A 16889-nucleotide genomic window follows, 5' to 3' on the forward strand; every position below is an offset into this window, starting at 1 on the left:
AGATAAAAAAATTAAGAAGGATTTAATAGTTAGGCTGAGGTTTGAAGCGCCGCAATATCAATTTTTTTCATCCGCATTAAAGCCGCTCCCGCATCCGGATTCTCTTGTAGGATTTTGCCAATCTGTTGGGGCACAATTTGCCAAGATATACCATAAGGATCCTTACACCAACCACATTGGCTTTCTTCACCATTGGCCGTCATCTGTTCCCAATAATAGTCTATCTCCGCCTGGTCTTTGCAGGTAATGGTCATCGAAACGCCTTCATTAAAGCTAAAGTCCTGCGGCACGCCGCTGTCCATGGCGGCAAGTGTAACAGCCTGCGCCTGAAATTGCGCATGCATCACCTGTCCTTTGGTTTCTCCATCCGGGTAGGGAAGGACGCCCTGCGATTCAAAATCTTTAAATACGCGGCTATAGAAGTTTAGTGCTTCCTGACAATTGCCTTGTTGCTCGCCACAGAACATAAACGTAGGTACAATCGCTTGGTTATTTACATTGGCTAATTCGCCCAGATACAGCTGCCAGTTGAAGCCATATTTATCAACCACCCAACCGTAATGGGCACTCCATGGATAGGCCTGTAAAGGCATCATAACGGTACCTCCATCGAGTAACTGCTGCCAAATGCGATCGATATCTTCTTTATCTTCAAATATTGGCATAAAAGAAATGGAAGGATTAGGTTTAAAAATCGGTCCCCCATTAATTCCAATAAAGTCCACACCCATAATAGATGCTTCAACCACTATCGGACTGGATTTATAGATGGAACTATTCGGGAAAATTTCCGTGTAATATTCAAAAGCCTCCAGGGCTTGATTGTCAAACCACAGGGAAGGGATAATCTGATTTTTCATAATCGACTTTTTTATGCGTTGATAAAACTGATGGAGTAGGATGATTTCTTCCATAACGAGCATGTAAACTAATCTTGTTTTTCTGGCGATGTTGCTTGTAATACCAAGGTATTGCCTGCCGGATCTTGGATCCATGTAGATGATGGCAGTGCGGCTTCGAAGTCTGCGGCCGCTTTTACCTCATTTACGGCGAGGTAGGCTTTAGCCTGCTCCAATTGTGCGGTTTGCAAAGCAAAACCAAAGCTGGCCTGTGTAATCCAGCTGGCGGCATAAACGGCTAGTTTATGTTCCGCCAGTTGGATGGTAAAGCGTTTAAAACGTTCATGATCTTGGGGAATTTCCTCCACATCGAGCAAAAGAATGTTTTGATAAAAATGAACAGTTTCGCTATAGCTATCCCAGGGAATCCAAAGGCAGAATTGTGCTATTGGTTGAAATCGAATATCCAGCATAGCTATTGTTTATAGGCTTAGTTCATTTTTTTATTGCCTTCGAAATGAATCATCCAGTAGATACCGAATTGATCCTGAAAGGAAGCAAATTGTTCTGCAAAGAAGGTTTCTCCCAATTCCATTTCCATCAGCTTGGCATCTTTTGCTAAGGCTTGGAATAAGCGCTGTGCTTCATCTGCCGACTCGGTGTCTACCATGATATAGGTTGCATTTCCGAAGCTTAATTTTTGGCCAAATCCTTCCACTATATCCGAACCCATCAGCATGGTGTTATTACCTAAGGCCAAGGAGGTGTGCATCACTTTCCCTTTGGCTTCCTCAGGTAAGGCTGGGGCACCGGGCTCATTAGGCATATCGTCAAAATAATAGGTGCCTGTTACCGGGCTATTAAATACGTCCTGATAGAAGTCAAATGCTTCTTTACAATTTCCATTAAAGTTTAAATACGCATGAATCTTTGCCATAATTTTATGTTTTTTGTTAATGTGCTATTTGTTCTTATTGTCATTTAGCCAATCTATGAGGTTTTGTTGCCCCATTTCATAGCCTTCCTTAAATCCCATTTCCAAATAGGCTTGCATATCGGCCAAGGAATTGAACGAAATGCTGTTACTTACCTCGGTGCCATTTTCTACTTCCTTAAAAGAATTTTGCCAAATACTGCCGGCCTGAGTAGCATCTACCTTGCCTGTTTCATCCGTAAAGGCGTCCATCACCTGAAAGCTACGCTTGGGTTCAATTTGAAGGTATTCACTGACGGACCATACTTGTTCGCCATCAGGTCCCTGCATGGCATACAACCATTTGCCACCCTCCTTAAAATCCTGCGATTTTGTTTTACTTTTCCAAGGCTTCGGTGCCCACCATTGGTCCAGGAGTTCTGCTTTAGTAAAAGCATCCCAAACTTGGTCTAGGGGCGCCGGATAAACCCGCTTAATAATCAGTCGATGATTGCTTTCATCGATCTGAAAGCTATAGTTCTTTCCGTTTTCCATGGTATGTGTGTTTATACAAATTTAACCCTTGCCTATATGAAAGCACTTTGCTTAAGACAAGTTTTTATTTTTTTGAGCTGCGCATCGCTGGGATCTTTTTGATGGACTCATCTTGCAGCATTTTTTCATAGGCTTCGGAGGCCGAGTCGATCAGCGTTATTTTTCCCTGTGCATCGCTATAGATGCCCCAACCGTGGGTTTTGCATAAGGGGCTACAGCGTAAGCAGGCTTGGCCCTTGGCAAAAAACTGAGCTTTCGCACTCGCATACTCGGTAGGCAGCAGGTCATTCCTGCGCGCATAGGTTTGAAAAATCAGCTCATCAGAATCCCATTCCCCCGCATGTTGATTGATGAGGAAGAAATGATAATTCGCGATGCTTAATTTATCCGGGTTTTCTTTGGGCGCAATCCCATAGGTTGCCTTGCAATCTGGAGCTACTGTAATCAGGCTGTTGTAATAGTTCGTGCTGTGCATAAGTTTTACATGAGGTATGTATGGCAAAGTTCGGCAGGTTGCTGACAACCCTATGTCAGTAGGAAGTGCTTTTTATTCTGCCGGCAGCCGTTCATAGCGTTCGCTGATAAAAGCAATCCCTTCCTGCATTATTTTCTCCAATACCGGCACCTGGATATCACTAAGCTTTTTGATATAGATACAGGCTTTGGCCATTTTAAACTTCCCTAAATTGGCAAGCTCCACATCCTGCCCATCACAGCCCGCATATACGTATAGGGATATGGCCGCTTTGCGAGGCGAGAAACCCAATAAAGGGGCGACCCCTTCGTGGCCGGAAGCATATTTATAATGATACTTCCCAAAACCTATTATCGTGGGGCCGAACATCCTGGCCGGTTCGCCGCTTGCTTTTTCCATCAAGGCAATCAGCGCATAGCTGTCCTTTTTCTTTTGCTCATTGTCTAGGGCTTCCACGAAGTCTACGACACTTTCATCTGTAAATGTGGTCTTTACTTTCGCCATCGTTTTATTTCTCGCAGATTTCTTTTAAGGCAATTAATGCTTTTGGCCACATCTCCGCAAACATAGCCTCGTGTTCCGTGCTGTTCAATTCTAAGGAGCAAAGGAGGTTTGTGCCGCCATTCTCCGCTTTAAATCGGTAGATTTCCAGGGCGTTTTTCCAATCATCAATCCCCGGACCTTCGTATAGTTCACCTTCTTTGGATAAAACACCCATATGGCGAATAATGACGATATCTCCGGCTGTGTTTTTCTCCACGCGGGCAATCATTCCTGAATCTACTTGTTCATCCTCCGTCGAAACGAAGAATATTTTAAAACCTTCCGACCAATCGCCCTGATAGGAAGAACTTGGGGAAAATGCTTTGGTCCACTGTTGATAGCTAGGCTTCGCCAGCATCAGTTCATGCACTTTCTCCGGGCTTGCATTTATGCTAATGTTAAAATATAAGGTCTTCATCTTTTTTGTTTTTTTTATTCCATTCTACCAATTCCAAAAACAGCACCTGCAGGATCCTCCACAATTACAAAGCTATATTTATCGTCTTTGCCCTTACTGCCATGAATAAATTTACCGCCTAACGCTAATACCTTTTCCAGGCGTTCATCTACATCAGGGGCATAGATATACATAATCCATTGGGAGGGGATTTTGCTATTTACTCCTCGTCGGTGGCACACCCCGCCGGCAGCCTCATTATCCGCCGTCAGCATGGCATAATCCTGGTAATCGCCGGCATCATCTTTCATCGCGATGGGGTGTTCTTTCCAGCCTGCTACTTCTTTATAAAACTCTTTGAGTGCCTCTGCCTGCTCTGTCGCGTAGTCAGCCCAAACAAACTGTCCCAATTGATAGTTTTTCTTTTCCATGTTGACTTATTTATTCTCTACGTATTGTTTAAAGCTATTTAATATAGCCTGCCAACCGTCACGTTGCATATCTTCAGGATTGGTAGACTCCGCATCAAAATCTACGTCGATTTGCGTTTTACCGTTCTTATCCTCAAAATTTACCGTCGCCGTACGCTCATCGCCTAATACATAAGATAGGGATTGTTGGGGAGCAACAGCGGTATAGGTGCCTTCAAAGTCAAAAGCAAAGCTGCCATCCTTGGCGGCCATTTTGTTTTTAAAGGTACCACCCACACGCAGGTCATTCTCCGAAGAAGGACAATGCCAGTCGGGTGAAGCTTGATTCCATTGGGTAATATCTTCCGGATTATTATACGCTTCCCATACCTGGGCTACGGGGGCATCGATGAGGGTGCTAATGTGAATTTTTTTCCTTTCCATATTGTTTTAAATTGATGTTATACGAAAGTACATATCTCGCTTCTTATTTCACTTGCCTTAAGACAAGAACGAAAAAGCTTTGGAAATACATACTTAAAAAACAGGAAGGTTAGGTTTTAGTTTGTACCCCTTGAGCTGTTTTTTTTTGTAGATAGCTTGTCCTTTCAACAATTATTTATTCATTTGTGTTAATATTGAGATATACAGCATTCCTATACTACCTAACAATTATTTGAAGATGGAAAATAAATTGACAGCGCGGGCTTCCATTCAAATTCAAAAGCCTAAAAAAGAGGTGTTTGAAGCCATCGTAAATCCTGAGGGCATGAGCCATTATTTTATTGCGGAATCTACCGGGCCGCTGGCCAATGGCGAAACCGTCGAGTGGAAATTCCCGGAATTCGAAGAAACTTTTCCGGTGAATGGAAAATATATTCAACCCTATTCTTATATCTCTTTTGATTGGAGTGGAGGGGCAGAAGGCATGCTGGTTGAAATCCATTTGGAGGAATTAGCCGATGGTTCTACGGTGGTGCGTGTGGTAGAAGGGCAGATGAATGCCGATGAAGAGGGGATCAACCAAGCCATTGGTCAGTCTGAAGGTTGGGCCAACTTCTTAGCTTGTTTAAAAGCTTATTTAGAATATGGCATAAACCTTAGAAAAGGGGCTTTTGATTTTATGCGGCCTAATTAAACCCATATGAGTACAGCTATTTCTACCATTGAAGCCTATATTGCGGCAGCCGACCCGGCACATCAAGCCCTGTTGCGCGATCTACAGGTGCTTATTCGAAGTTATGCGCCTGCGGGCACCAGCGAAACCATAAATTACGGCATGCCTACCTTTCGCTATCAGGGGAACCTGATTCATTTTGCCTTATTTAAGAAGCACCTTGGGCTGTATCCAGGGACGGAGGCTATTGTCCAATTTGCCGAGGAGCTCAAAGCCTATAAAACCTCCAAAGGAGCCATCCAACTTCCTTTAGATAAACCTTTGCCCGCATCAATCATCAAGTTGTTGATCGATTTTAATGCTGAGAAATTAAAGGATAAAACCGACCCAAACTGGCATAAGAAATACGAGCGCTGGATGCCTTGTGTAGAATTGATGAACAAACTGATTGTGAAAACCAAGCTTCCATTAAAGCAGGAGTTCAAATGGGGAACGGATATTTACACCTTTCAAGGCAAAAACGTCATTGGCTGGGGAGGCTTTAAAGACTTTTTCTCCCTGTGGTTTTACAATGGCGTATTCTTAACCGATCCGCTACAGGTATTGATCTCCGCCTCGGAGGGAAAAACCAAGGCCTTACGGCAATGGCGCTTTACCGATGTAAAGGATATGGATGAGCGCAAGATTTTGGATTACATCAATGAATCCATCCAAACCATATTGGATGGCAAGGAGATAAAAATCGAAAAAGCAGCCGCTAAAAAAGTGGAAGGGCTCTTGAAAAGCTACCTGGCCGCGCATGCCGACCTGCAAGAGGCTTTCGATAAACTGACGCCAGGCAAACAACGGGAATACATCGAATATATCGAGGAGGCCAAGCAGGAGAAGACCAAACAAACCCGATTGGAAAAAATTCACCCCTTGATTATGCAAGGAAAAGGATTGCATGATAAATACAAAACCAAGTAAACAGAAATCCCAATCGGCAATTATTTCCAACAAAATCACCCTACAGATTGTTAGCTTCTAAAACGAAGCAAGATGACATATAAACCGAAAAGTAAAATAGGATTGGGTGGGGTTGCCCTCGGAAATGGTTTTCAACAACACCCTGATGATCAATGTTTACAAACCATGGAAGCCGCTTGGGATGCTGGGGTTCGCTTTTTTGATACTTCCCCTTGGTATGGACTCGGCATTAGTGAAAGAAGAATGGGCATGTTTTTGAAAGATAAGCCCAAGGAGGATTATACCATTTCCAGCAAAATTGGCCGCATCCTCAAACCGCATGCTAATTTTAGCCAAGACGGATTGTTATGGAAAGGCCAAATGAACTTTGCATATACTTACGATTATACCGCCGAAGGCGCACGCAAAAGCATTGAAGATAGTTTACAGCGCCTAGGGATTCCTGCCTTAGACGTTGTTTTTATCCACGATCTCTCGCCCGATAATGGCGATATGAAAAATAATTGGCAAGATTATTATAAAATAGCCCTAAAAGGAGCCATGCCTGAATTATCTAAAATGAGAGACGAAGGCTTGATAAAGGGTTGGGGGTTAGGTGTCAACACCTTAACACCCATCTTACAAACCCTCGCCGATGCGGATCCAGATATTTTTTTATCCGCCTGCCAATATTCACTGATAGAACATGAAGAGCTGCTTAACCTCGTATTTCCTATTGTTGAACAACGTGATATTTCTATTGTCGTAGGCGCACCGCTTTGTGCCGGCTTTTTAGCAGGCAAAGATCGCTATCTTTATGACGATACCATTCCCAAAGCGGCTGCAGAGAAATTAGAAAAACTAAAGGCTATAGCCAAAAAATATCAGGTCGACCTATTAGCTGCAGCACTACAGTTTGCGGGTGCCGCAGAACAGGTGTCGGCGGTCATACCTGGCGCACATACGCCCATGCAAGTGCAACAGAATGTGGAGGCCTTTAACGTCCATATACCGGATGAATTCTGGAAATCGCTAAAAAAAGAATTGCTCATTGCTGAGCATGCTGCCATTCCAAATTCTTAACTTGCCGCATGGAAAATAAAGAACGTATAGGCTTTATAGGCCTTGGCAATATGGGCCACCCTATGGCCAAGAATTTAGAGAAAAACGGCGTTGCCTTAGCTGTTTATAATCGCAGCGTAGAAAAAGCTGCTGACTTTTTACCCGGAACGGAGGTCTGCCAGGATATCCCCAAATTAGTCGCCCAAAGTGATATCATTTTCACCATGTTGAGCAATGACGATGCGGTGCATGCCGTGTATGAAACCATCTTGCAATCGCCTATCCATGGCAAACTCTTTGTCGACATGAGTACCATTTCTCAGGAAGCATCCACCCAAATTGGCACCCTGTTACGAAGCAATGAAGCTCATTTTATCGACGCTCCGGTGGCAGGTAGTACCCAGCCGGCAAAAGAAGGTACCCTTATTTTTATGGTCGGCAGTGAAAATGCCCAATTGGACCGGGTTAAGCCGTACTTAACGATGATGGGTAAAGCCGTGAAGTATTTAGGAGACCAAGGGAAGGGGATTGCTGCCAAGCTCTGTATAAATTATTACCTCTCTATTATTTACCAAGGGATGGCCGAAACGGTGCTATTTGCGGAGAAAATGGGCATCAGCCGCGAAGATATGATGGCCATTATCAATGAAAGTGCTTGTGGCAATGGAGCCAGTAAGGTTAAAACGCCTTTGTTGGTAAATAATGAGTTTCCACCGGCTTTTGCGTTAGATTTTATGCTAAAGGATGTCCGCTTAGCGGTGGAAGCAGGTGCCGATTTCCCGATGGCCGACACCTTGCTTAAAACCTATCAAGGCGCACACGATGCTGGCTATGGACAGCAAGACGTGATGGCCGTAATCGACTATATCAAGGATTAACCAGTCCAAACGGTCTGCCCATTTTTAGGGAGCAAAACTTTACAAGCTCAACCGACAGGCCAAGTTGCAAAAAAAAACGCTGTACCTTAAGGTCGACCTTTTGGCTTGTGCTGCTTTAAAAAAATAATATACCAAAAGGAAGTACCTATGAAACTCCAAAACATAATCCAATCGGATGTCAAATGGAGCTCGTACTTCCTTGAGATAATTAAACAGCAGGTAAAAATTAGTATAAAAAAGATAAAAAGGAAAAGCATTACTTTCATACCTCTGTTAATTAATAGGGTGTTGATTGTTTAATTGAATTAAAGTTAAAATAAAAAAGTAATAATTTAAATACTTGAAACTGTAAATTTTTGATGACTTTAAGGTTAAAAACAAACCGTTTATATTAAAAAATTGTGAAAACCTAATGCTTTCAGGTAATTCTTAGGCTTGTTAAAACTCTTTTCCGATATATTCTATATATTGCTAACCTAGAAGGGTAACGCAAAAACCCTTTCTTTATAAAATTAATTTTTATGGATTCTCGAAGAGCATTTCTAAAGAAGGCATCACTCTTGGCCGGAGCGGGTGCTGCCGTGCAATTTATTCCCGATTCTATTCAACGGGCTATCGCCATTGAGGCCCCCGCGGGTACAACTTATTTAGATGCCGAACATATTGTTTTCCTGATGCAGGAAAACCGATCATTTGATCATTGTTATGGTGCTTTAAAAGGGGTCAGAGGCTTCAATGATCCTCGTGCTATTACCAATAAGCAGGTGCCTATTTGGTATCAGGAGCGCCAGGATGCCAGCCATTTTGCACCCTTTCACCTCGATATTGAGAAAACCAAGGCGACCTGGATGGGGTCCTTGCCGCACGGTTGGCGCGACATGGTGTATGCTCGAAATGAAGGAAAGATGAATACCTGGCTCGATGCTAAGCAAGCCGGTAATAAGGCCTATAAGCATATGCCTTTAACCTTGGGCTATTACCAACGCCAGGATTTGCCCTTTTACTATGCTTTTGCCGATGCATTCACGGTTTGCGATCAGCATTTTTGCTCTTCCTTAACGGGGACCAGTGCCAATCGTTCGTACTTTTGGTCGGGTACCATCCGCGAGGAGCCACGCAACCCGGAATCCACCGCCCATGTTGATAATGGACAAATCAATTACCGTGATGTATCCTGGAAAACCTATCCGGAGCGATTGCAGGAAGCGGGGATCGATTGGCGAGTATATCAAAATGAATTAAGCTTACCTGTTGGGTTTGAAGGGGAGGAGGAAGATTGGCTGGCCAATTTTACCGACAACAACCTGGAATTTCATAAACAATATCAGGTGAAGTTTCACCCCGCCTATCAGGCCTATATTAAAGCGCAGATTCCTAAAATCGAACATCAATTGATGACGAGCCGTTTCGCCACGCAGGAGGCCTACGAAAAAGTGCTGAAGCAATTGGAAACAGCTAAAAAGGACCTGATTACCTTTTCGCCGGAAAACTTTAAGAAACTAAGCAAACAAGCACAGCAAATCCATCAGCGTGCTTTTACCACCAATACCGGCGATCCGGACTACCACAGCTTAACCCGGATTCGCTATGCCGATAAAGGCCAGGAAAGGGAAGTGGAAGTGCCAAAAGGCGATTTGTTTCATCAGTTTCGAAAAGATGTGCAAGCCAATAAACTGCCTACCGTATCTTGGTTGGTAGCTCCTTGTCGGTTTTCTGACCACCCAGGTTCCCCTTGGTTTGGTGCCTGGTATGTTTCTGAAACCTTAGATATCCTCACCCAAAATCCGGAAGTATGGAAGAAAACCATCTTCATCCTGACCTATGACGAAAATGACGGTTATTTTGACCATATTCCTCCCTTTGTACCGGCTTTACACAGCCGACCGGAAACCGGCGCGGTGCCTAAAGGGATGAATACTGCCGATGAGTATGTCACCATGGAGCAGGAACGCAAGCGAACCGGCAATGCGGATACCACCTTGGATTCACCCATAGGCTTGGGCTTTCGGGTTCCCATGGTTATTGCATCCCCTTGGTCAAAGGGCGGCTGGGTTAATTCGGAGGTCTTTGACCATACTTCCTGTATTCAATTTCTAGAGCATTTCCTGCAAAAGAAAACAGGAAAGAAAATTATGGAAAGCAATATTTCGGCTTGGCGACGCTTGGTTTGTGGCGATTTAACATCGGCCTTTCATCGTCCTGAAGATATTAAACGCCCTGAAATTGCCTTTGTCGATCGGGATGCCGAGGTTAGCCGGATCTACAAAGCCCAGGCAAAAGGACTGCCGGAAGATTTTAAAATAATCGACGAGATTAGCCCCGAACAGAAGGCGATGATTGCCTCGGGAATACGTAGCTATCAGTTAATAGAACCAGGCCAGAAAGCAGCCTGCGCCATACCTTATGACGTAGATGTAAATTGCCGTATCGATGCGGCGCAACAACAGCTGTTTATCGATTTTGAAGTGGCCGGTAAATTACCGTCGCGCAAAAAGGTGGGGGTGCCATTCATTGTCTACTGCCGTGTTCCGTATGGGCAGGGTCGCGAAGAACAAGATCGGGTTTGGAATTTCACGGTTAAATCGGGGGAATCCATTCATTATAAATGGCCATTTGATCAGTTTATTGGCGACACCTTCCACTTGGAGGTGCATGGCCCCAATGGTTTCTTCCGTTGTTTCAAAGCGAATAAAAAGAGCGATGTGGCACAGGTGCTGGCGCATGCAAAACACCCGGCTGAAGGCTTTATCTTAAAAACCCAAGGGCAAGCTGCCGGTTTAACCCTGAAGGATGCAGCTTATGGTCATCCAGTTACCCATAACGAAAAGGCCAGCTCGTGGCGCAAGACTTGGGATTTAACTAAATCCAATGGTTGGTACGACTTCGAAGTTCGTAGTGACAAAGACGCCGACTATCTATTTAAATTTGCCGGGCATCAGGAGAATGGAAAGGCCAGCAAAACAGATCCCTTAATGGCTGGTTTAAAAATAAACGATTAATAAGTAGGAGATAAGCTAGCGGCTTTGCGGCGGCTAGCTTTCTAATTTTTTAAAGTAGGTAGGCACCATTAAATTATGGGCTATCGTCTTGGGTAGGCTTTTTGAAAACAAGCGACTGAAAAAACTCTTCCTTACATAAGGCACCAATAATACATCCACCTGTTCTTCTTCTAACAAGCGTTCGACGGCATAAGGTATAGGCTCGTTAATATCCAGGCGATTCACCATTTCAAAGTCGTGGTAGCTGATGTTGTTGATGCCAACGGCCTTGGCCACATGGTCTTGCCAATAAATTAGGTCTTCCGTTTTCGGGGTATTGGCCAAATCGCGAACATGCAACAGGGCAACATCAATGGCCGGGCTGCTGCGTTGGATAAACCCACTTAAAATATCAATTTCATTTTCCTTGAAATTGCTGAGTAAGCCAATTTTTTGGAATTTAAAACCGCTATAATTGGCTGGAACAGCCAAGACACCAATAGGCGATTGCTGGATCAGCTCGAAAGTATTGCTGCCAATAGTCACATGTTTTAATCCACTGGCACCCTTGGTTCCCATCACGATAAACTTAATGTCGTTTTCGCGAACCAGATCCAGGATGATGCCCGATAAATCGCCTTCCATGCAAGCGGCACTATAGCCCAGCTCCGGATAGCTCTGTTGGAATCGATTTTCAAATTCCGCCATCTGCTGCTGTGCCGATTGGGTATTATGTCGACTGACCTCCTCCTGAAAATCAGCATTTACCAAGAGACGGCTAAACGTTTGGTAAACATGTAGAATTTGAATATGCCAATCGAATTTTTGTGCCAATTGGGCGGCATAGTTTAGCGCTACCCAAGCAGGTTCGGAAAAATCAGTGGGAACAAGTAAAGCAGGTTTCATGATCCGGTTATTTAAGGTATGTATATCCCAAATATAACCATTTCAAGGCCCATTCGCAAAACCTTAAGGGCTAACCTTGCGGCGTTTTAGTTTCCGGAATTCCCAAGGCGCAATACGCGTTGGGTTGGCCCATAGGCCCCGTTGGTACAGTTGGGCCTCCGCCTCTGCAGCAGCATAGCTTTCCGAACGGTCGAATTGCAGGTAATGCCAGGCCAACCCTGATTTCAATAGGGCTAAATTGAGTTCCTGCTCGCCGACATAGACCTTGCCGATTGCGCGCTGATAGCGGTCGTAATCCAACACCTCGACGCGTACCCATTGCTGAAAACAGAAGGAATTGCTGAATTGACGGGCCACTTGGTAGAAGTCTTGTCCTTTTTCGGGGCTGTCAATGCCATGCAATCGCACCCGATGTTGCTGGTTCAGGCTGTCCAACAGCGTGATGGTATCGCCATCCGCCACCCGAATAACCCGCCCATGCAGCATAGCTTGGCTAAAGGCAAAAACAGTAAAGAATAAGAAAAATAGGCTAAGAAGAATCCTTGATGGGTAAAACATGCCGCAAAGATAAGGAGCCTTGCGCTAGGAAAGGAATTTTTCAAGGCTTTTTATGAAGCTTTGCAAGGACGTTGTTCAGCCCTTTGCAAAGGGGATTGATACGGGTGAGAAAGGGGTGAGAAAGGGGAGAGGAAAGGGGAAGCGGGAAAGGTGGGGTGGACGTTGGGCAAGGTTTGTTATCGTTTTGTCACCAATTTGTCATGGTGAGCGGAGTCGAACCACGAACGACTGGTACGTCAATGCAATCAATTATGCTTAATGTGTTTGTTAATACGTTGTTAGCAAGTGTTAGTGGTGTTTGCATGCATTGACGTACCAGTCGTTCGACTCCGCTCACGATGACAATACGATGACAGCACTATAAATAAACGTATTAAAAAAAATGCCACAGTTTTCTACTTCAACAACATCGCTTCTTTATGGTTTAATACCTGTTGATAGCTGGGGTCGCCATGGGTAAACAGGCTTTCGTGGTAAGGTGCAGGGACAAAGATCTTGCTTTCGCGGGAATCCGTAGGCACGAAGAACAAGACGCCTTGTATGGTGCCTTGTTCATCGCTTACCTGCGTGTATTTACTCGCTTTCGCTTTGAGTTTATTTTCTTTTTCCAGTTTTTTAATCAATAACTGCATAGCCTAGGGTTCTTCATGAAATACCAGAATCGGAATTTTCGAATGAAAGGTGAGGTTATTGCTGGTGCTGTTGGTAAACAACCGATCAAAAAAGCTCCGATTTCTTTTAACAACGGCAAAGATATCAATATTGTTTTCGATAAGGTAGGCTGTAATGGTATTTTCTACGCTTTCGACCTCTTCGAGGATGACGTAGTTGATGTTTTCATTAGGGAATTCATGTTGCCAGTTTTCGGTTTGCATAATGATGTCGCCGGCTTTGCTGTTATGCAGCACATGCAGGCAGTCGACCTTGGCCTGTACGGCATTGGCCATCAGGAGCACCTCACGCAGGGCGTGCTTATCTTTTTCGCGGAACAGGGTGGTAAATACGGCGCGTTTAATGCCTTGGTATTTGGCATGCGGCGGAATGGCAAGCACCGGGTTCTTGATGTTGCGAATCACGTTCACTGTATTAGAGCCGATGATCTTGCTGAGGAATCCTTTTTCACCGTGGGTTCCCATGACCACCAAGTGAATTTTCTCGCGATCGACAATGTTCTTGACTACCGAAGCTACAGGGCCTTCTTCGAACATAAAGACGATTTCCATATCGCTCAGGTTTTCACGCTCCAGCAGGTCGCGCATCTCCTGGGTTTTCTTTTTATAATGTTCAAATTGGCTTAGCTCAATATTTTGGTATACCTCGCCCAAGAGTTCGGGTTGGCCGCCATGGGTGGCCGAAAGTACCGGCTCGATATAGGTATACAAGACATAGATTTTAGCATCGATAGACTTGGCTATATGCAGGGCGTACAGGAATGCATTATTTGCAATCTCTGAAAAATCTGTTGGGAAAAGAATCGCTCTCATGGTCATTTCATTTGGTATTCCTTAAATTTACCAATAAATCCATTAATTGATAGTGATGCTGGTCATTATTTTGTGCTTCCTGTAGCATCCTTTCCTTTTTTTCCGTATAGGGGTTAGGAGGTAAATTAAAATCAGGATCATATGATCAGAGGCTATTTATACAATTTGTAGGAAAGAAGAATATATGACAGTAATGCAGATTAGATAGTCGGAGTGGGAATTTTGAATAAATACCTGGGGAGCGCTACGCCATTGAACCTTCGTGTTGCATTGGAGAAATGCCCTGTGTCTAATTCTGAGAAGTATAAAGCATATATCTACAAGAAATACTATGGTTATGTGATGGCGATTGTTTTTCGCTATATGAAACATGAAATGGAGGCGGAAGAGATTAGCAATGAGAGTTTTGTGAAGATCTTTAACAAGCTCTCGAGTTTCAGCATCCACGAGGATGATCAGGTGTTGGAGAAGACGTTTAAGTCTTGGATTGGCCGAATCGCTGTCAACACGTCAATTGATGCCCTTCGCGTGCGTAAGCAAGTTTATATGTTAGATGATTTAAATGGCAGTGATACCTTGTCCTTTTCGGTGGAAAACGAAAGCCGTTTAGAGTATGAGGATATTATCTCCTTAATTCAAGAGCTGCCGGACATTCAGCGGAGCATTTTCAATTTGTATGAAATTGAAGGTTACTCGCATGAGGAAATAGGTAAGCAGTTACAAATTCCGGAGAGCACCTCGCGGACTTACCTCACGCGGGCCAAACAAAAATTACGGAAGTTATATGCTTCCCGCATTAATTTAGAGAATATTCAATCCTGATTCGTTTAGAAAAATGGAAAGTAAAAAAGAAAAAGATATTATTGCGCACATCGTGAAGACGATGAAGGATAAGGAGGAGCTACCTTATCGTGAAGGCGCCTGGGAGCATTTCCGGGATACGCAGCTTCCACCTGTGCGTAAGAAAACGGCGATGTATTACTGGGCGGCGAGTGCTGCCGCAGCGATATTGGTTGCATTTTTCGCCGTAAAACATAAGCTAGATCAGCAAGCCCTCGCGCCGACCTATACGCAGGTGGAGACGAAGCCAACAACGGCAAGTCCGCAAAGCCCGCAGCCCCTTCCGGTAACTGCTGGGGAAGAACCTGCAACAGGAGCTGCCGAAGGATTGCCGACCCTAGGAAGTAATCAAATGGCCATGCTTTCTTCAGCGGCAGCGCCCTTCGCTTCGCAAAGTGGCGATCCTTTTGTTAACGATAAATTAGCCTTGTCGGCCATGAGCCAGGCTGGTATTTCGTATACGCAAGCTCCCTATGCGGTGCCACGCTTAACTGCCAAGCAACCTCAGGTGCAAGCCTTGGTATTGGATGATACGTACCGTATGGCACCTAGCGCCGGAACAAAAGAGGTATTGGCCTATCAAGGAGATCAATTTGCTGTGCAAGCTGCCGGAGCAGAACAGCAATTGGGAAATAAGAAGTTTAACTTTTCGGAGCGATTTGATTTGGGCCTCTTTGTTTCGCCCAATACGACGAATGAACGCATGAATGTTGGGGCAGGCATGTTAGTGGGCTTTAATATCAACAAGAATTTAAGTGTAAGAACAGGTTTAGCCTACAATCAATATGAGGTTGGCTTAATGAAGGACCCAATAGGGGCGCCAGAAACGCAGGTGTTGGCCTCTTCGGATGTGTTGGAGCAAGATGCGAAATACAGCATGATGGCTACCCAGGCAAACCGAACCCTGATTTTACCTAACGTAAATGCAGTAAGTGGGAATGTGCAGGCCTTTGAAGTGCCTTTGGAAGTGAAATACAAAAGCAATGCCGGCTATTATGCATCTTCCGGGTTAAGCTATGCCGTGGTGTTGAACCAGAACCGCTACACCCATTTTATTGAGAATGCCAATTCGGATTTGTTTGATAAGGGATTGCCGAACTCGAAGGAAGAATTGCAACATGCTACCAAAGCGGTGACGCGAAAAGTGAAAACTGCCGAAGAAAATGTGAACAGCAATAACTTTGGGGGCTTCATCAACCTGTCAATAGGAAAGGAAATGAAGATGAACCGCAGGTTGAACTTATCGGTAGAGCCTTTTGTGAAACTTCCGGTAGGAAGCTTTAAGCAGGCCGATATGAATTATACCAACGGGGGGATTCGTATTATCACCCAGTTTTAACTAGAGCTGATCGATACGCACCCAAGACATGCCGGCAGCTACGGCGCCCTGTACACCCGGATCGCCGTCTTCAAACACCAGGCAATGTTCTGGTGCGACGTTGAGATGCTCGGCAGCCAATAGAAAGGGCTGGGGCGAAGGTTTGCCTAATTCGGTGTCGCCAGCACATACTAGGGTTTCATAATAACCCTTTACTTGTATTACGTCTAACGTAATGTTCAGCGTAGAACGGCTACCGCCCGATACGATTCCTATACTTTTTATTCCATGAAAATCATAGAGCGTTTGGCGCACAAAATCGATAGGTTGGGTATGCTGAATATAATCTTGGATAAAGATGGCGGACTTACGTTTAGAAAAAACAGGATAATCTAAAGGCACTCCATAGCGTTTACTGATTTCTTCCGCAACAGCTACGGTTGGCCAACCTGCCGTTTCATCAATGAGGGCCGGGTCTAACTGTATGCCATATTCTTTAGCTGTAGCGATATAGGCGGCCTTATGGGCGTGCATATTATCGGCTAGGGTGCCATCGACATCAAATAATAAAGCTTGAAAAGGGGAAGCGAGTTCTTTTAGTTTCAGGTATTTTTGCAGTCCGTGTTCCGTCATGCTGCAAAGGTAAGAAAGTCTCCGCAATTGGGAGA

General features: G+C 44.5%; 21 protein-coding genes. 7 read left to right on the forward strand and 14 right to left on the reverse strand.

All coding sequences use genetic code 11. The features are described from left to right. Window positions 1-29: 29 nt before the first annotated feature. The 9 genes from GQF63_RS08525 to GQF63_RS08565 all read right to left on the reverse strand — a co-directional run bounded on the left by GQF63_RS08525 (window position 30) and on the right by GQF63_RS08565 (window position 4576). Window positions 30-914: a VOC family protein gene (locus GQF63_RS08525; protein WP_160368802.1), complete on the reverse strand. Its 885-nt coding sequence runs from the start codon at window positions 912-914 to the stop codon at window positions 30-32. Window positions 915-928: 14 nt separating this feature from the next. Continuing rightward, complete coding sequence (locus GQF63_RS08530) at window positions 929-1312, reverse strand: hypothetical protein (RefSeq protein WP_160368803.1); 384 nt, start codon at window positions 1310-1312, stop codon at window positions 929-931. A gap of 17 nt (window positions 1313-1329) precedes the next feature. Continuing rightward, a complete protein-coding gene (locus GQF63_RS08535; protein WP_160368804.1) occupies window positions 1330-1776 on the reverse strand; it encodes a VOC family protein in 447 nt (148 codons plus the stop codon). Between the two features lie 24 nt (window positions 1777-1800). Beyond that, window positions 1801-2307: an SRPBCC family protein gene (locus tag GQF63_RS08540; protein ID WP_160368805.1), complete on the reverse strand. Its 507-nt coding sequence runs from the start codon at window positions 2305-2307 to the stop codon at window positions 1801-1803. Between the two features lie 64 nt (window positions 2308-2371). Then, window positions 2372-2782: a DUF6157 family protein gene (locus GQF63_RS08545; protein ID WP_160368806.1), complete on the reverse strand. Its 411-nt coding sequence runs from the start codon at window positions 2780-2782 to the stop codon at window positions 2372-2374. 72 nt (window positions 2783-2854) lie between these two features. Next, the gene (locus GQF63_RS08550; RefSeq protein WP_160368807.1) at window positions 2855-3286 is read right to left on the reverse strand and encodes a DUF1801 domain-containing protein; all 432 of its coding nucleotides are present in this window, start codon (window positions 3284-3286) and stop codon (window positions 2855-2857) included. Between the two features lie 4 nt (window positions 3287-3290). Next, window positions 3291-3743 (reverse strand): SRPBCC family protein, encoded by a 453-nt coding sequence (locus tag GQF63_RS08555; RefSeq protein ID WP_160368808.1) that lies wholly within the window; start codon window positions 3741-3743, stop codon window positions 3291-3293. A 14-nt stretch (window positions 3744-3757) separates the two neighbouring features. Beyond that, window positions 3758-4153, reverse strand: coding sequence for a VOC family protein (locus GQF63_RS08560; protein ID WP_160368809.1), 396 nt, complete (start codon window positions 4151-4153; stop codon window positions 3758-3760). Window positions 4154-4159: 6 nt separating this feature from the next. Continuing rightward, window positions 4160-4576 (reverse strand): SRPBCC family protein, encoded by a 417-nt coding sequence (locus tag GQF63_RS08565; protein WP_160368810.1) that lies wholly within the window; start codon window positions 4574-4576, stop codon window positions 4160-4162. Window positions 4577-4814: 238 nt separating this feature from the next. Between GQF63_RS08565 and GQF63_RS08570 the strand changes: the two genes are divergently transcribed. From GQF63_RS08570 to GQF63_RS08590, 5 genes are all read left to right on the forward strand, one after another. Beyond that, window positions 4815-5270 (forward strand): SRPBCC domain-containing protein, encoded by a 456-nt coding sequence (locus GQF63_RS08570; protein ID WP_160368811.1) that lies wholly within the window; start codon window positions 4815-4817, stop codon window positions 5268-5270. Between the two features lie 6 nt (window positions 5271-5276). Beyond that, window positions 5277-6218, forward strand: coding sequence for a DUF1801 domain-containing protein (locus GQF63_RS19635; RefSeq protein ID WP_160368812.1), 942 nt, complete (start codon window positions 5277-5279; stop codon window positions 6216-6218). Window positions 6219-6290: 72 nt separating this feature from the next. After that, window positions 6291-7280 (forward strand): aldo/keto reductase, encoded by a 990-nt coding sequence (locus tag GQF63_RS08580; protein WP_160368813.1) that lies wholly within the window; start codon window positions 6291-6293, stop codon window positions 7278-7280. A gap of 8 nt (window positions 7281-7288) precedes the next feature. Further along, entirely contained in the window at window positions 7289-8137 is an 849-nt protein-coding gene (locus tag GQF63_RS08585; protein WP_160368814.1) for an NAD(P)-dependent oxidoreductase, read from the forward strand. Window positions 8138-8658: 521 nt separating this feature from the next. Next, the gene (locus GQF63_RS08590; RefSeq protein ID WP_160368815.1) at window positions 8659-11136 is read left to right on the forward strand and encodes a phosphocholine-specific phospholipase C; all 2478 of its coding nucleotides are present in this window, start codon (window positions 8659-8661) and stop codon (window positions 11134-11136) included. 33 nt (window positions 11137-11169) lie between these two features. Here the strand turns inward: GQF63_RS08590 and GQF63_RS08595 are convergent, their stop codons facing one another. From GQF63_RS08595 to GQF63_RS08610, 4 genes are all read right to left on the reverse strand, one after another. Then, window positions 11170-12021 carry a universal stress protein gene (locus tag GQF63_RS08595; protein WP_160368816.1) on the reverse strand — a complete coding sequence of 284 codons (852 nt, stop codon included), beginning with the start codon at window positions 12019-12021 and terminating at the stop codon, window positions 11170-11172. A 63-nt stretch (window positions 12022-12084) separates the two neighbouring features. Continuing rightward, on the reverse strand, window positions 12085-12579 hold the full coding sequence (locus GQF63_RS08600; RefSeq protein ID WP_160368817.1) for a thermonuclease family protein: 495 nt from the start codon (window positions 12577-12579) through the stop codon (window positions 12085-12087). Window positions 12580-12974: 395 nt separating this feature from the next. Beyond that, the gene (locus GQF63_RS08605; RefSeq protein WP_160368818.1) at window positions 12975-13211 is read right to left on the reverse strand and encodes a hypothetical protein; all 237 of its coding nucleotides are present in this window, start codon (window positions 13209-13211) and stop codon (window positions 12975-12977) included. Window positions 13212-13214: 3 nt separating this feature from the next. Then, window positions 13215-14063 (reverse strand): universal stress protein, encoded by an 849-nt coding sequence (locus GQF63_RS08610; protein ID WP_160368819.1) that lies wholly within the window; start codon window positions 14061-14063, stop codon window positions 13215-13217. Window positions 14064-14276: 213 nt separating this feature from the next. On the opposite strand from GQF63_RS08610, the gene GQF63_RS08615 reads away from it, so the two are divergent. Both GQF63_RS08615 and GQF63_RS08620 read left to right on the forward strand, forming a co-directional pair. Next, window positions 14277-14885 (forward strand): RNA polymerase sigma factor, encoded by a 609-nt coding sequence (locus GQF63_RS08615; protein ID WP_160368820.1) that lies wholly within the window; start codon window positions 14277-14279, stop codon window positions 14883-14885. A gap of 13 nt (window positions 14886-14898) precedes the next feature. Next, complete coding sequence (locus GQF63_RS08620) at window positions 14899-16242, forward strand: hypothetical protein (RefSeq protein ID WP_160368821.1); 1344 nt, start codon at window positions 14899-14901, stop codon at window positions 16240-16242. Here GQF63_RS08620 and GQF63_RS08625 read toward each other — a convergent pair whose 3' ends face one another. After that, window positions 16243-16854 carry an HAD family hydrolase gene (locus GQF63_RS08625; RefSeq protein WP_160368822.1) on the reverse strand — a complete coding sequence of 204 codons (612 nt, stop codon included), beginning with the start codon at window positions 16852-16854 and terminating at the stop codon, window positions 16243-16245. Window positions 16855-16889: the final 35 nt, after the last annotated feature.

The organism is Sphingobacterium humi (assembly GCF_009768885.1).
In the GTDB taxonomy this organism is placed as follows: Bacteria; Bacteroidota; Bacteroidia; order Sphingobacteriales; family Sphingobacteriaceae; genus Sphingobacterium; species Sphingobacterium humi.

Coding starts and splice junctions, on each gene's coding strand:
- GQF63_RS08535 (WP_160368804.1), bottom strand. CDS start 1,776: ATGGCAAAGATTCATGCGTATTTAAACTTTAATGGAAATTGTAAAGAA.
- GQF63_RS08530 (WP_160368803.1), bottom strand. CDS start 1,312: ATGCTGGATATTCGATTTCAACCAATAGCACAATTCTGCCTTTGGATT.
- GQF63_RS08545 (WP_160368806.1), bottom strand. CDS start 2,782: ATGCACAGCACGAACTATTACAACAGCCTGATTACAGTAGCTCCAGAT.
- GQF63_RS08565 (WP_160368810.1), bottom strand. CDS start 4,576: ATGGAAAGGAAAAAAATTCACATTAGCACCCTCATCGATGCCCCCGTA.
- GQF63_RS08605 (WP_160368818.1), bottom strand. CDS start 13,211: ATGCAGTTATTGATTAAAAAACTGGAAAAAGAAAATAAACTCAAAGCG.
- GQF63_RS08585 (WP_160368814.1), top strand. CDS start 7,289: ATGGAAAATAAAGAACGTATAGGCTTTATAGGCCTTGGCAATATGGGC.
- GQF63_RS08570 (WP_160368811.1), top strand. CDS start 4,815: ATGGAAAATAAATTGACAGCGCGGGCTTCCATTCAAATTCAAAAGCCT.
- GQF63_RS08620 (WP_160368821.1), top strand. CDS start 14,899: ATGGAAAGTAAAAAAGAAAAAGATATTATTGCGCACATCGTGAAGACG.
- GQF63_RS08595 (WP_160368816.1), bottom strand. CDS start 12,021: ATGAAACCTGCTTTACTTGTTCCCACTGATTTTTCCGAACCTGCTTGG.
- GQF63_RS08600 (WP_160368817.1), bottom strand. CDS start 12,579: ATGTTTTACCCATCAAGGATTCTTCTTAGCCTATTTTTCTTATTCTTT.
- GQF63_RS08555 (WP_160368808.1), bottom strand. CDS start 3,743: ATGAAGACCTTATATTTTAACATTAGCATAAATGCAAGCCCGGAGAAA.
- GQF63_RS08560 (WP_160368809.1), bottom strand. CDS start 4,153: ATGGAAAAGAAAAACTATCAATTGGGACAGTTTGTTTGGGCTGACTAC.
- GQF63_RS08610 (WP_160368819.1), bottom strand. CDS start 14,063: ATGAGAGCGATTCTTTTCCCAACAGATTTTTCAGAGATTGCAAATAAT.
- GQF63_RS08540 (WP_160368805.1), bottom strand. CDS start 2,307: ATGGAAAACGGAAAGAACTATAGCTTTCAGATCGATGAAAGCAATCAT.
- GQF63_RS08580 (WP_160368813.1), top strand. CDS start 6,291: ATGACATATAAACCGAAAAGTAAAATAGGATTGGGTGGGGTTGCCCTC.
- GQF63_RS08590 (WP_160368815.1), top strand. CDS start 8,659: ATGGATTCTCGAAGAGCATTTCTAAAGAAGGCATCACTCTTGGCCGGA.
- GQF63_RS08525 (WP_160368802.1), bottom strand. CDS start 914: ATGGAAGAAATCATCCTACTCCATCAGTTTTATCAACGCATAAAAAAG.
- GQF63_RS08625 (WP_160368822.1), bottom strand. CDS start 16,854: ATGACGGAACACGGACTGCAAAAATACCTGAAACTAAAAGAACTCGCT.
- GQF63_RS19635 (WP_160368812.1), top strand. CDS start 5,277: ATGAGTACAGCTATTTCTACCATTGAAGCCTATATTGCGGCAGCCGAC.
- GQF63_RS08550 (WP_160368807.1), bottom strand. CDS start 3,286: ATGGCGAAAGTAAAGACCACATTTACAGATGAAAGTGTCGTAGACTTC.